The 13,782-nt window shown below is 58.8% G+C and carries 8 protein-coding genes and 1 pseudogene; 5 read left to right on the top strand and 4 right to left on the bottom strand.

What is annotated here, in order from left to right:
• Positions 1 to 6 precede the first annotated feature (6 nt).
• Positions 7 to 2,811 (top strand): AAA family ATPase, encoded by a 2,805-nt coding sequence (locus tag CENROD_RS12500; RefSeq protein WP_022773781.1) that lies wholly within the window; start codon positions 7 to 9, stop codon positions 2,809 to 2,811.
• Positions 2,808 to 4,658 (top strand): vWA domain-containing protein, encoded by a 1,851-nt coding sequence (locus tag CENROD_RS07500; RefSeq protein WP_022773777.1) that lies wholly within the window; start codon positions 2,808 to 2,810, stop codon positions 4,656 to 4,658. Before CENROD_RS12500 ends, CENROD_RS07500 begins: the two co-directional genes overlap by 4 nt.
• Positions 4,659 to 4,727: 69 nt before the next feature.
• Here the strand turns inward: CENROD_RS07500 and CENROD_RS07495 are convergent, their stop codons facing one another.
• The 4 genes from CENROD_RS07495 to polA all read right to left on the bottom strand — a co-directional run bounded on the left by CENROD_RS07495 (position 4,728) and on the right by polA (position 9,706).
• Positions 4,728 to 5,999: a hypothetical protein gene (locus tag CENROD_RS07495; protein WP_022773773.1), complete on the bottom strand. Its 1,272-nt coding sequence runs from the start codon at positions 5,997 to 5,999 to the stop codon at positions 4,728 to 4,730.
• A gap of 76 nt (positions 6,000 to 6,075) precedes the next feature.
• Positions 6,076 to 6,498 (bottom strand): PIN domain-containing protein, encoded by a 423-nt coding sequence (locus CENROD_RS07490; protein WP_022773769.1) that lies wholly within the window; start codon positions 6,496 to 6,498, stop codon positions 6,076 to 6,078.
• A complete protein-coding gene (locus CENROD_RS07485) occupies positions 6,485 to 6,685 on the bottom strand; it encodes a ribbon-helix-helix domain-containing protein (protein ID WP_022773765.1) in 201 nt (66 codons plus the stop codon). Before CENROD_RS07485 ends, CENROD_RS07490 begins: the two co-directional genes overlap by 14 nt.
• A 69-nt stretch (positions 6,686 to 6,754) precedes the next feature.
• Positions 6,755 to 9,706, bottom strand: a complete 2,952-nt coding sequence (gene polA / locus CENROD_RS07480; RefSeq protein ID WP_022773761.1) for a DNA polymerase I — start codon at positions 9,704 to 9,706, stop codon at positions 6,755 to 6,757.
• A 266-nt stretch (positions 9,707 to 9,972) separates the two neighbouring features.
• On the opposite strand from polA, the pseudogene CENROD_RS07475 reads away from it, so the two are divergent.
• The 3 genes and pseudogenes from CENROD_RS07475 to CENROD_RS07460 form a co-directional block, all read left to right on the top strand.
• Positions 9,973 to 10,701: pseudogene (locus CENROD_RS07475) on the top strand (transposase); the annotation flags it as partial.
• A gap of 70 nt (positions 10,702 to 10,771) precedes the next feature.
• A protein-coding gene (locus CENROD_RS07465; protein WP_420795902.1) for an IS3 family transposase occupies positions 10,772 to 12,333 on the top strand; the annotation gives its coding sequence in 2 pieces (ribosomal slippage) (positions 10,772 to 11,225 and positions 11,225 to 12,333; 1,563 coding nt in all).
• 193 nt (positions 12,334 to 12,526) lie between these two features.
• The gene (locus tag CENROD_RS07460) at positions 12,527 to 13,558 is read left to right on the top strand and encodes an outer membrane protein assembly factor BamD (protein ID WP_022773751.1); all 1,032 of its coding nucleotides are present in this window, start codon (positions 12,527 to 12,529) and stop codon (positions 13,556 to 13,558) included.
• Positions 13,559 to 13,782 lie beyond the last annotated feature (224 nt).

Genomic DNA, 13,782 nt, shown 5'->3' with positions numbered 1-13,782 from the left:
ATGGACATGAAACTCAAAATCGTCAGCAGCGACAACGCGCTCGCCATCGAAGTCGGCGCGAATCTCGAAGCCGCATCCTGCAAGGTTTCTCTCGATAACGCCTCCGGCGGCTACCATTTCTGGGTTCGCGATGGCCTGTCGTTGGGCGAAACCCAGGCCATCCGTAAGGCAATCGCGCCCTTCGATCCGCCGGTCGCCACCGATGCCACGCTGGCCGACAACGGCCTTGATGCCCTGCTCTGCCTCGGCTTCGAATCCGATGTCTCGTTTTCCCGTTTCGATATCCCCATTGCCTGCGCGGCGCAGGACGTTGCAGCCGACATAGCCGACGAACTTCATCGCATCGGATTTTCGGCGAAGCTGATCGAACCGGCTTGGCCCGAGCAGGATATTGTTTCTTTCGGCAGCGACGTGCCTTTGTTTCTCCGCCACCGCATCCTTTGGCTGCTGCGCCAGCGTGACATCTCACCGCGCCAGGCGAGCGGCGGTGTGAGCAACAATGCAATCGGACTGGTGCTGCGCACTTCCTGTGCGGTTGCACAGGCGAAGCGCCTTTTCCCCGTCGTCGTCCATTGTGATGACCCGACAGTGATGGCCCACCTGCAAGCTGAAGGACTGGCCGGTTTCAAAGTGGTGCCTTCACTCAAGCAGCCCAAGTCCCGCTTTCAGTTGGGGTTGGGGCCGCTGCGCAGCCCCGAGTTTGCCGCCGAGCGCGTTGCGTTGGAGCATGCGATCCTGGAAATCCTGAAGGCCGATGGCGTTGATCTTGGCCGTCACCCGCTGAAGATCAAGGCCAGCAAGGACCTCGATATCCCGGTGGTGGCCAAGTGCGAACTGCATTTGCCCATCGCGGCCTGGCGCAATCAGCAGTTGCGTCCCTACACGGGCGACTCGCCGGATCGTTTCGACATCGAGCTGCTGACGGATTGCGCCGAAGCTGTTGCGCCGTTGGCAGCGCAGTTGCAAACGCAAGGCTTTACGGTGGTGGAGCGTCCGTTGCCGGTTGCGGAAGCCAGCGCCGGGTTTCAGGTGATCTGGGCGATGGCGGAACTCTGCCCGCAGCAAAAGCAGCGCATCGGCGACACCCTGCGTCTCTTCATTCAGGGCAATACCCTGCCGGCCGGCTATCGGCTCGTCGAGCACAAGGGCGAGGCGAAGGAAGCGGTGGTCCGCATCAAGCTGCCGATGGGGGCGGCGCTGGCCGGCACTCTGCCCGATCGCCGTGGCGCGGGTTATGACTTCAAGCTCAACTGCGAGCAGCCGGAAGGCTGGGAAGAGACGTTGGGCACCTTGCGCACCTGGGGTTTTGATGAATTCCAAACGGACACGTCGGCACCGATGTCGATCAAGATGGGGCGCGGCGCAACGATCCGCTATGGCGGCGCACCGCGCGATCTGCTGGAGGAGATTGCCAACCTGTTTCGGCAGGAGGGCATTGCCATCAAACTGGAAAAGGACTGGTCGGATCACGACAACGATATCTGGGTGGAGGTCGACACCCATCCCAGTCATGTTGCCGGCAAGAAACCGGAGCCCAAGCCGGTTTCGCTTCTGGCTGCCAGCAAGCTTCCTCTGCCGCCACCCGATGTCCAGTTGGGCAAGGCCATTGAAGTGGGCGGGGATGTTGTTCGCTTGGGTGCGTATCGCCTGCCGAGCCGCGCGGATGTGCCGCTCGATCACCCGCTTCTGATCGACGTTGACACAAAGAGCTTCTGCCTCGATACGCCCACACTGGCGACGCTGGAACATCTGGCGGCGAGCGTGCATTTGCGCGAGCCGGTACTGCTGGAGGGCGATACGTCGACCTCAAAAACCAGTTCCATCCTGTATCTGGCCAAGATGTTGAACCAGCCAGTCATCCGCTTGAACCTGAACGGCCAGACGGATACGGGCGAACTGATCGGCCGCTATGTGCCAGCAGAATCCGGCGGTTGGCGCTGGGAGGATGGCGCTGTGCCCAAGGCCATGCGCCAGGGTTATTGGCTGCTGATGGACGAGGTCAATTTGGCCGAACCCCAGGTTCTGGAACGCCTGAACCCGATCATGGAGCGCAGCCCTTCGCTCTTGATGAGCGAACATGACGGCTCGCTGCTCGCCGGGGAGGACGTGCATGCGGACTTTCGGGTGCTCGCGACCATGAACCCGGCCGAGTTTGCCGGACGCAGCACGCTTTCGCCCGCCTGGCGCGACCGCTTCGGCGGATACCGCTTCTGCCCGGTGCCAGATGAACAGGATTACCTCGCCATGTTGCGCTACTGGGTAGCCGGCGAGCAGCCGGCGGTCTTGATGGGCGGAGCCTGGGTGCGCGGCGATTCGTGCGGGACACCGCCGTATGGCGCGCTGGCAGAATTGCCTGGCATCGACGGGGCGCTGTTGTCGCTGGCTCGCTTTCACATGTCGATGATCGGTGTTTCCGGTCGCGATGGAGATAGTGCCGCCAAGCTGGGGGCACGCCGCAAGGAGCGCCATGTTTTCACCCGTCGCGGGCTGTTTCTGGTGCTGGATTTTCTGGTCGACCAGTTGGCGAAGACGGCGGCAGAGGCGTTTTCACTCGGCAACGCCATCGAGCAAGCCATCACCCGCTATTACGTGAATCGCATGGATTCCCCGGCCGACCGCGAAACCGTGCGCGCCTTGCAGGAAGCCAATGGCCTGACTGCCGTGCTGATCGTGCAGGCGCAACAGCGTGCCGCGCAGGCGGAAGCCCATGCGCTTCACAGCCAGCGCGCGCGTCTGGTGGCGACGCTGAAGGCCCGCGCCGAGCAGTTGCAGGGTGATGAAGATGCAGCATCGGATCGCGAGGCGGCATGATGCGCGAGAGTATCGAGGCCGCCTCGCAACGCCTGCTGGCGCTGGCGGCGGGCCTGGCCCACCAATCCGGCATCCGTGTCGAGATCAGCGACAGCTCCTGGGCGTGGAACGTTCAGAACCATGTACTCCAGGTTGCCCGCGATTCCATTGTTGAACACGGCGTTGAGCGCTGCTTCGGCTATGTCGCCCACGAGATCGGCCACTGCCTGATTTCGCGCTATCCGGATTTCGACTTGTCCGGCTGGCCGGGGGCGATTACTGCCTCTATCCTGAATGCCATCGAGGACCCGCGCGTCGAGACTTTCATGGCGCAGCGCTTTCCCGGCGTGAAGCCATGGATCAACCAGATCTATGCCCAGAGTCAGCGCGCGGAACTGACGGGCGAGACGCTGGCGCGGGCACCCTACTCGGCACTGTATGTGCTGGGGTGCATTGAGGAGTATCACAACGACTGGCAGGCGGTTGGTACGCCCTACCCCGGCGTGGTGGCGCAGGCGCTGGCAGCCACGCGCCATGCACGACAGCAGTATGCGCAAACCCTGCCGTTGGCCGATTTCTCCGCGCAGGACGATTCCGCGCTGGCCTTCGCCCAGGAGGTGCGGCCTCGGCTCGACGATCCGTCCATCTCGCCCGACCATCGGGAGATGGCGATCTACGTCAGCGCCTGGCGTGCGTTTCACATCGCCCAATCTGAAATTCTGCCCTCCGCACTGTCGCTCCACCTGCTTGATGTCCATCGTGCCGGCCGGGTTCTGGACGGGGATACTGAACTGCGCGGCAAGATCGAGCGCATCCTCGGCAACCCGTTAGCGCCGCATGTGGCGCTGACCAACGACATCCTCCGTACAACGGTCATGGCCGTGCTAGAAAGGGCCACTGATAGCGGACCGGTTCCGAGCGCCCGCAGCCGGGTCGTGGCCGAACGCCTGCTGAACGCGCTGAGGGAAGACAAGACATCGGCACCACCTTACGGTTTGCCTCGCCCGATGGCTTCGGCAGCAGGTCATGCAGGCGAAAGCGAAGATCCTTGGTCAGGGCGCGGCTCGGTCCCGCCCAGCAGATCGCCGCCCACCCGCTACGAAGCCATTCGGGAAAAACACGCTGCCGCGATCGACCGGCTCACTACGGACATTGAAACTGTCTTGCAACCACGGCGTCACCCGCAGGTCAAGAGCGGCTATGCCAGCGGGGTGCGCCTGGACATGCGCAAGGCCATGGCCTTCGAAGCCGACCCGCGCCAATACGTGGGGCTTTGGCAGCGCACCCGATTGCCGGACCGCACCGACCTGGCTATGTTTCTGCTCGTCGACCTCTCGGGCAGCATGGGGCGCGATGGCAAGGACGATGCCGCGGTGGCGGGCAGCATCATCATGCTCGAGACGCTCTCGCGCATGCCGCATGTGCGCTGGGCGGCGGCGGGGTTTCAGGATGAGATCATCCCCGTGGCCGATTTCGGGGAAGGACTGACTCTGGAGGTTCGCCAGCGTGTCGAGGCCATGAAGCTGGAAATCCATGACGAAAATCCCGGGGGACACAATTGCGCAGAGTTCAACGACGACGGACCGGCACTTACGGCGGCGGCAGAACAGCTGCTGTCGCTGCAGGCTACCCGGCATCTGCTGATTGTCGTGAGCGATGGCGGTCCTGCTGGCCGGCACTCCGACGAGGAAGACTTGCGCCTGGCGGTAAGCCAGATCAACGAAAGCGGGATCGACCTGATCGGCGTGGGAATTGGCGAGGGTACGGGGCACGTGCGCGAATACTATCCGCGCCATCTGGCGGAAGTGCCTGTATCCGAGTTTCCGGAACGCATGGGCGCACTGGTGCGCGAACTGCTGACGGACTGAGGTTCCTTTCCAGATCGTCGCTGAATCCGTTGGACTCTATGATTTGCAACCGACATCATCCTACCTTAATCAAAATCCGAGATAGTTCCTCAACCAAGCCATCATCACCGGTAGCCTATCCGCGACGACTGGCATGAATGGCGCCCCGAGTAATCCGCTATATCGAAGCATGGTCACTGTGTCAAAGGGCCATACGGCCATGGCCTGTGCTTCGCGGTAGAGGTCATTCAAAGCCCCCAATCCTTGTAGCATTTCAGCGTTGAACGTCCTGGTCTCAAGTTCGGAAACGTGTTGAGTAGCCGAGACCGAAATAAGCTTTGATAATTTCAGCAGATATTCTCGCTTTACCTTGGCCATACGCTTGCGGATGGGAATCAGGGGCAACACAAAGAGCAGTGTCCCTATAGCGAAGTACAGGGCCCAAAGACTGAACAGCAGATATAGGTTTGCGGTCAGCGGCTGACCGACGGATCGAAACAACTCATTGATCACCAACTCGCCAAGGGTAAGTCCGGCGAGGTCCACGCCAAGTGCGAATGTAAACAGGGAGTAGAAGAGCGCAACTTGTCCTATGGGTCGTAAGCCTCCAGTCCGGTCTGGATGGTGAGGGCAGATATTCAAACCCTCGTTTCGTGCAATGTGCGAGCACAAGCATGCGAAAACGACCAGCAACCTCGCCACCACAACCATCAAGTAGAGTATGCAAGGACTCCAGACAAACACGGACCAAAGCCCCGCCAAATTGGGCTGTCGTTCGCCAACTGACAAAATGTAGAGGGCGCTGCCCGGGGTCGCCGCCGCTGAGTGCCACATGGGGTTTGCGTCGTTTAGGATTACAGCAAAGTAGACGACGATTTGGTCAACCAACATGATCAAAAACCAGATCAAGCCTCCTTTGCCCTCGAGTCGCGTCAGGCGCTCAATTCGCCGCAGCACCATTCCATAGCGCCCATCCTGAGGATTGAAGTCTCTGATCGTCGAATCCGACAAACCCCTTGTTTCCAATTCGTTAATTAGAATCCCAATCAATCTTCGACCGATAGGCAGCAGGCTTGTCGAAATGATGAGGAACAGCAATACAGAAAGGTTACCGATATCAGCGGTAAGCGAACCTTTACCGACGAGCTTGCCTCCAGAAAACAAGGATGGGATCGCCGACAGGATGATCATCGGCATGTAGAGAAATAGGACTACTCCCACGACACGACGCCACGACGGGATGCCTGCGACAGCCCCAGTTGGCACTGGATCAAGGTAGTTCAGCAGAAATGCACCGCGCAGTGGATCATGGATATTCAGTGCTTCACGATACCTTTCTCTCTGGCACAAAAACAATGGCATACCAAACTCCTCCATTCCGACGCTTTTGCAATGAAAGTTTAAGCATGTGCAAGCAAATGCGAATTAATTAAACAGCTTAATGTCGCTGCTTGTTAAATTTTGACCAGACGTGCGCGTTGAAAATTGACCAAGGCACGTAACCGGTAATCATCAACCGGTTGATTTGAAGTGTAGAGTAGCACGGTGCAGCGGTATCGTCGGTCAGCAACAAACTATTGCCCATTGCTACACACCAATGCAGCGCTTCCTGCTCGCCGCTATGCAGTGTGTACAGCGGCGTCAGCGCCGTTACCAATGGAGAAGTCTTGACTGTGTTCTGCCGGATGAATAGCGATGAAAAGACATCCATCGCCCGAGGCTGATGATTGACGACTTCCTGCCAAACGGCATTGGGCACGTACACTTTTTCCCAATCGGCCAATACGTCGAGACAACCCAATTCGTCCAGATGAATGATTGGGCCTGCATCGGCGATAACGACAAGTCTATTCTTGTCCATGCAGGCCCCAATCAACATCTTCCTTGATGAATTGTTCTGCAACCGCTTCGCGGTGCGATTCCAGATAACGCCGCATGGCTTCGGCGATCAACTCATCGATATTGGCGATCCAACCTTGGTGTACCAGATGTTGGGCTTGCCGGAGGATTTGGTCGGGGATTTGGGTTTGTAGGGTGGTCATATTCATGGAGTGGTCTCCAAATCGTTGCAAGGATCAGATGGCAATGCATGGTGTGTCTTTGCTACCGATGTCCGCTCAATGCGCCTCTTCCCAATTCCGCCCCACACCCACTTCGGCGAGCAGCGGAACCTGAAGCTGCGCGACGGCGGCCATCAGGCGGGGGACTTCCGTGCGTACCCAGGCCACTTCGGCATCGTGTACTTCGAAGACGAGTTCGTCGTGTACCTGCATGACGATCTTGGTGCCGAGCCGTTGCGCGTCGATGTCGCGCTGCACTGCGATCATGCTGCGTTTGATTAGGTCGGCAGCGGTTCCCTGCATCGGGGCGTTGATTGCGGCGCGTTCGGCTGCGGCGCGGCGTGCTGCCTGGGGTGCGTGAATTTCCGGCAGATAGAGCCTGCGCCCGAAGACGGTTTCAACGTACCCCTGCCTGCGCGCCAGCTCCCGCGTGTGGTCCATGTAGGCGCGCACTCCGGGGTAGCGGTCGAAATAGCGGTCGATGTAGTTGCGCGCGGCGGTCTGGTCGATCCCCAGCGACTTGGCCAGCCCGAAGGCGCCCATCCCGTAGATCAGCCCGAAGTTGATGACCTTGGCGCAGCGGCGTTGTTCGGGGGTGACTTGCGCGGTGCCGATGCCAAAAATCTCCGCTGCCGTAGCGCGGTGGACGTCCATCCCATCGTGAAACGCCAGCAGCAGCGCGGCATCGCCGCTAAGGTGCGCCATGATTCGCAGCTCGATCTGGCTGTAGTCGGCGCTGGCGATGGCACACCCCGGCGGGGCGATGAAGGCTTCGCGGATGCGGCGGCCTTCGGGCGTGCGCACAGGGATGTTTTGCAGATTCGGCTCGATGCTCGAAAGCCGCCCCGTCGCCGTCACTGCCTGCGCGTAGTGCGTGTGTACCCGCCCCGTGTCTGCGCGAACCAGCGTCGGCAGCTTGTCCGTGTACGTTCCCTTGAGTTTGGATAGGCTGCGGTGTTCGAGGATCGTCGCGGGCAGCGGATAGTCCTGCGCAAGTTTGTGCAGCACCTCATCGTCGGTGCTCGGGGTGCCTGTCGGCGTCTTTTTGACGACGGGCAACCCCAGCCGCACGAAGAAGATTTCCGCGATCTGCTTGGGGCTTTGCAGATTGAATACCTGCCCGGCCTGCTCGTGCGCCTGGCGCTCCAGGCTCGCGATGCGTTCGCCCAGCTCCACGCTTTGCCTGCCCAGCAGCGCTGCATCGATGCAGACACCGTTGCGTTCGATACGGCACAGCGCTTCGCTCGACGCGATTTCGAGTTCGTAGATGCCGCGCAGCCGTTCGTCGTCGCGGATGCGTGGCCAAAGCACCGCGTGTACGCCCCACGTCAGGTCGCTGTCTTCACACGAGTACTGCGCGGCGCGGGTCAGCTCCACTTGGTCGAAGCCGATCTGGCTGGCCCCCTTGCCGCAAAGCTCTTGGTAGGAGATGCCCACCTTGTCCAGATGCCTGCGGGCGAGGCTTTCGAGGTTGTGCGGTTCGTGGACTTCGAGCACGTAGCTTTGGAGCATCGTGTCATGCACATAGCCTTGCACTGCGATGCCGTGGTTGGCGAAGACGTGCCAGTCGTACTTGGTGTGCTGGCCCAGTTTGGGGCGCGTCGGGTCTTCGAGCCAGCCGCGCAGCCGCTGTAGCACGGTGTCGATCGGCAATTGCGCCGGTGTGTCCGGGTGCTGGTGCGCCAGCGGGATGTAGGCGGCATGGCCTGGGGCTGTGGCAAAGCTGATGCCGACGAGGCGTGCGGACATGGCGTCGAGCGACGTCGTTTCGGTATCGACGGCGACGAGGTCGGCTGCGGCGATGCGCTCCATCCATGCATCGAAGGTGGCCCAGTCAAGGATCGTCTCGTAGCGGTTGTCTGGAGCATTTGGGGCATCTGGGGTGCCTGGCGTGGATGCTGGGGAAGGTTCCTGGGTAGGCTGGGGATTGGCCCCTGCGGATGCGGCGTTGCCAGCGGGGGGTGCGTCGTCGAACAAGTCCCGTTCCCGGCTTGTGCCCATGCCTGCACCACTGCCCGCGCCCATAGTCCCCCGCCGTGCCGGGGAGGGAGCCAGCAGGTCGCGCAGCACCGTGCGCACACCGTAGCGGCGGGCAAAGTCCGCCAGTTCTGGGATGCGCACGGGGCTGACTGCCAGCACGCCGAGGTCGGGGAAGCCCGGAATCCACTCGCGCAGGTCGCAGTCCGTGCGGATCGTGACCAGCTCCCGTGCGGTGGGGATCCACCCCAGGCTCTCGCGCAGGTTTTGCCCTACCGCCCCGGGGATGGCATGGGCGTTGTCGAGGATGCCTTCCAGGCTGCCGTACTCGCGCAGCCATTTGACGGCAGTTTTGGGGCCGACCTTGGGAACGCCGGGGACGTTATCAACCGCGTCGCCGACGAGCACTTGGTAGTCACGCATCTGCTGTGGGGGAACGCCGAATTCCGCAGTGACCCCGGCGATGTCGCGGCGCTTGCCTTGCAGGGTATCGACGATCGTGACGTGCTCATCGACAAGTTGCGCCAGATCTTTGTCCCAGCTGCTAATGAGCACATCGCGCCCTTCCCGTTCTACTGGCTTGGCTTGCCCATCATGCCCCTCGCACGCGCCCCGCCCCTGTGCGGCTGCGGCGAGTGTGCCGATCACATCGTCGGCCTCGACGCCCGGCACTTGCAACACCTTCCACCCCAGCAGTTCCACCACTTCATGGATGGGGTCGATCTGCTCGCGCAAGGCTTCAGGCATCGGCGAACGCTGCGCTTTGTACGCGGGGTAGATCGCATCGCGGAACGTCGGCCCGGGGGCATCGAAGATGCAGACTGCGTGGGTGCAGGGCACGTCCTTGCGCAGGCGCAGCAGCATCTGGATCATCCCGCAGATCGCACCCGTCGGCGGGCTGGCCGGATCACCGGGAATCGCCCGCAGGTCGGGCATCGCGTAGTAGGCGCGGTACAGATAGCTCGAACCGTCGACGAGCAGGACGACGGGATGCGCGGGGCGGGAGGAAGAGAGGGTGTGGACTGCAACCATCGGAAGATTGTGCATGGTTGGGGGGTGGCGTTGAGAGCGGTGCGCCATGCCCAGTCTGCATCTTGTATGCCGTAAGATTCTCCAGACGACAACACGGTGCTTGCATCCAGAGTGACGCGCATCCACGCGATGTTGGAGGCGAAGGGTTTCCCGTCCAGCTATTGACAGGGCCTATTCCTGAATCCGTGTTCACCCAGCCGCCATGCACACGTAACGCATTGATTATATGAGATAATTACAGTATTTTCAGGCTCACCCAAACGAACATGGCGCAATTTGAAGTCAAGCAAACCAGCAAGCTGCAACTGACCTCGTATTCCGGACTGGCGCTGATCGGGCAATGCTGTCAGGCCGCCCAGGTAGAGGCGGTGATTGACCCGAAGATTCCGGTGTCGCAGGGCATGCGCACCTCGGACATCGTCAAGAGCGCGGTTGGGCTGCTGAGCTTGGGCAAGAGCGACTTTGAAGCCATCGAATCGTTCCGCGATGACCGTTTTTTCAAGGAAGCCCTGAACCTGTCCAAGGTTCCCGGCAGCGTTTGGCTGCGTCAGCGCCTGGATGCCAAGGCCGACGCGATCCGCGAATTGACCGACGAGTTGTCGCTGCGCCTGCTGGAGCGCACCGAAGCCCCCATCACGACGCACAAAGGATTTGTCTGTGTCGACATTGACACCTTCGCCATGGACAACAGCGGCACCAAGAAGGAAGAGGTGAAACGCACCTACCAGGGGTTTGACGGTTATACCCCGATCGCCGGTTACATCGGTAACGAAGGCTGGAACATCGGCTTGGAGTTGCGGCCTGGTTCCCAGCACTCTGCGAGCAAGACGGAATACTTCTACGAGCGCATGTTTCCTCGCATCGAACGTTTGGTCAAAGCCGACCAGCCCGTTCTGTTGCGCGAGGACAGCGGTTTCGACAGCGCCCGCCTGTTGTTTGCCAAGGCGACGGAACGAGACCGGCTCGCCCGCCTGGGGCGGTCTTTTGACTTCCTCTGGCAGTCCCCCTATGTCACAGTAGATGTCCGATAAATTGAGTAGCCCGGGGGCGGAGAAGGACACCGATATGACGAGATACAGCCGGGAATTTCAGGAACAGATAGCACGCAAGATGATGCCACCGAACAGCCAAAGCATTGCGAAGATCAGCCAAGAGACGGGCGTTTCAACGCCCACCTTGTACGCATGGCGGAATCGATACCGATCACAGGGTCACGTAGTACCCGCGAAACCAGAAGACCCGCAAGGCTGGGACTGGAAAGCGAAGGCGGCTGCGGTGCTGAAGACGGTGGCGATGAACGAGGCGGAGAAGGCCGAGTACTGCCGACAAAATGGGCTGTACCCCGAACACATCCAGGCATGGGAGCAGGTGTTTGAAGAGGCGGACAGTATGCGAGGCCCTGTCAATGCAGGGGATATTGGAGCGGAGCGCAAGAAGGTCAGGCACCTGGAAAAGGAGCTGAAGCGCAAGGACAAAGCACTGGCGGAGGCGGCGGCACTGCTGGTGCTGTCAAAAAAAGTCCAGGCCATTTGGGGCAGCAAAGAGGAAGACTGATCACCTCGGAGCTGAAACAGATGGCCATAGACCTGATCAAGGAAGCGTGCCAGCAAGGAGCACGTGAGAGCCGAGCCTGCGCAGTGCTGGAGATAACGTGCCGTACCCTTCGGCGATGGCGGGAACAGTTGCGCAAAGAGGGAGTGCTTAGCGACCGACGCATGGAAGCGGCGCAGGAGCGCATTCATCCCCAAGCGTTGACGGCAGAGGAGAAGCAGGAGGTACTGGATGTGTGCAACAGCGCGGAATTTGGGAGCCTGCCGCCGTCGCAGATCGTTCCGATACTGGCGGATCGTGGGAGGTATCTTGCATCGGAATCGACGTTTTATCGAGTGCTGAGGGAAGCAGGGCAGTGCAACCGACGAGGTCGAGCGCGGGCACCGAAGCAGACGCAGCGGCCACAGGCATGGGAGGCAAGTAGCCCGAATCGTGTGTGGACGTGGGACATCACGTACATGCCGACACTGGTGAAAGGGGAGTTCTACCGGCTGTACATGGCTGTGGACGTATACAGCCGGAAGATCATGGGCTGGGAAGTGCATTGTGAGGAAACGGCACAGCACGCTGCGATCCTGATCGAGAAGGCGTGCATGGTGCATGAGATCACGCGGGAACAACTGGTGCTGCACTCGGACAACGGAAGCCCGATGAAAGGAGTGACGATGCTGGGTATGTTGCAGAAGCTGGGGGTGATGCCATCATTCAGCCGCCCATCGGTGAGCGATGACAACCCGTACTCGGAGAGTTTGTTTCGGACGATGAAGTACTGCCCGAAATATCCAGCCAAGCCATTTGAGACGTTGGATCAAGCGCGGGAGTGGGTACTGGGATTTGTGACCTGGTACAACAACGAACACCGGCACAGCGGGATACGGTTCGTCACGCCAGAGCAAAGGCACCGGCGGATGGACCAGGAGCTGCTCGCAACCCGCAGCAAGGTGTATGAACAAGCCAAGGCGGCCAGACCACAACGGTGGAAGAGCCGAGCGGTGCGGAATTGGTCACCTGTTGAAACGGTGTGGCTGAATCCAGCCAAAGAACATCGGGCGCTCCTCAGAAGCGAGAGTGCCTGAGTGAAAAAAGCGGACATCTTTCTTGACAAACACCGGAATCGCGGTTTTGCAAGAGGCTCACCTTGAAAGGGATAGGTCTAAAGGGTTACATCTAAACGGTAACAATGCATGGTACACGACAGTTTCGTATGATAGACTGCATTTCGGTGCAGTCGAATTTGCGCTGGGTACCACTCACTGAATGGAGGAACAAATGACTAGGAAAATATCTATTTGCCTATTGGCTGTCTTTTATCTTTTTTATTTACCGGCGGGCGAGGCATCACCAATATCGTCCGGTCGTATTGATGACGGTACCTTCGAAGTTTTACGACAGATTGACTCATCCGTTTACACAGAAAATCCAGATAAAACCAAGTTTTTTAAGACCACAATCACCCTAGAAATTGAGCGACCGAATAGGCAAAGCAAGAAAATTCTGCTCGACGACGATATATACATAAATGACGATATAGGAATATCTAGTATTTACGATCCGATTGCCAAGAAATTGACATTATTTGTTCTTTCATACTCTGGGGCTTCTTACGCTATGAATGGGTTTTCCTATCGCGTGGAGTGCCAAAATAATTCCTTCACTAAAGAGGTTGTCTTTTCTAAGGAAAACGATGGGTGGTTCTCGTATTTTGGCGGCGCTGAATCAGGGAATCCCGTACTTTGGCATTTTTCATTTTATAATTATTGGCAGATGAGAAGCGTGAGGAATGCTAACGGCACTTGGTCAACATATAAAGAATATAAGATAGAACCATCCCAAGCGGCGGAAATATTCCAAAAACGGCGTCTGTTTCTGATTGCGAGTGAAATGGACAAACAAACACCTTCTGAATCGTACGAAGAGCGTGAAATTTCTGTACAAAATGAGAAGGCGCGGGTGATAAATGAGAAGGCACAAAAAGCTGCTTGGGCGGCAGAACTGAATGGTAAAAACCCCCAGGCCATGTATTTAAAGGCTGGAAAGTTGATGCGAAATGGCGAAAAAAGCAAAGCTACAGAATTGTATGAAGCCATTATTGCCCGTCACGCTGGGAGTGTATGGGCCGTCAAAGCCAGCGACCAATTGGACCAGAGTCAGCGTGAGAGCTCGGTACGCGAATCCGTCGATCGCGCCGGCAGAGATGCCGCCATGCGTGCCTATGAGCAGTGCATACATGAGGAGCGTCGTTGTTTGGGCCACACCAACCAAGCTAGTTGCTTTCGCAATTGCCGTTCACTTTTGAATTGAAAAAATAGCTTGAATGTAACTGTTTAGACCCAATACTGTCTAATTAAAACAAATAATCCTTGGAATTGGGTTGCAAGGCTGATTCAACGGGTCGCCTCGCTTACACAAATTCAAATTGCTCATCTTGCGCTGGACCCCTCTGGGATTGCCCTTGCCACGACTTGTGTTTGCACGTTCCTGGCTGTCTCCGCCAGCAGACTGTCAAGCCAACATTGGCGTTCCAC

It is taken from the genome of Candidatus Symbiobacter mobilis CR (genome assembly GCF_000477435.1).
Taxonomy (GTDB): Bacteria; Pseudomonadota; Gammaproteobacteria; order Burkholderiales; family Burkholderiaceae_C; genus Rhodoferax; species Rhodoferax mobilis.
The sequence above is the reverse complement of the archived record's forward strand: the minus strand, read 5'-3'. Positions and strand labels throughout refer to the sequence as shown.

Bases quoted from the DNA above. Each gene is read 5' to 3' on its own strand.
- CENROD_RS12500 (WP_022773781.1), top strand. From the start codon at position 7: ATGAAACTCAAAATCGTCAGCAGCGACAACGCGCTCGCCATCGAAGTC.
- CENROD_RS07500 (WP_022773777.1), top strand. From the start codon at position 2,808: ATGATGCGCGAGAGTATCGAGGCCGCCTCGCAACGCCTGCTGGCGCTG.
- CENROD_RS07495 (WP_022773773.1), bottom strand. From the start codon at position 5,999: ATGCCATTGTTTTTGTGCCAGAGAGAAAGGTATCGTGAAGCACTGAAT.
- CENROD_RS07490 (WP_022773769.1), bottom strand. From the start codon at position 6,498: ATGGACAAGAATAGACTTGTCGTTATCGCCGATGCAGGCCCAATCATT.
- CENROD_RS07485 (WP_022773765.1), bottom strand. From the start codon at position 6,685: ATGAATATGACCACCCTACAAACCCAAATCCCCGACCAAATCCTCCGG.
- polA (WP_022773761.1), bottom strand. From the start codon at position 9,706: ATGGTTGCAGTCCACACCCTCTCTTCCTCCCGCCCCGCGCATCCCGTC.
- CENROD_RS07460 (WP_022773751.1), top strand. From the start codon at position 12,527: ATGACTAGGAAAATATCTATTTGCCTATTGGCTGTCTTTTATCTTTTT.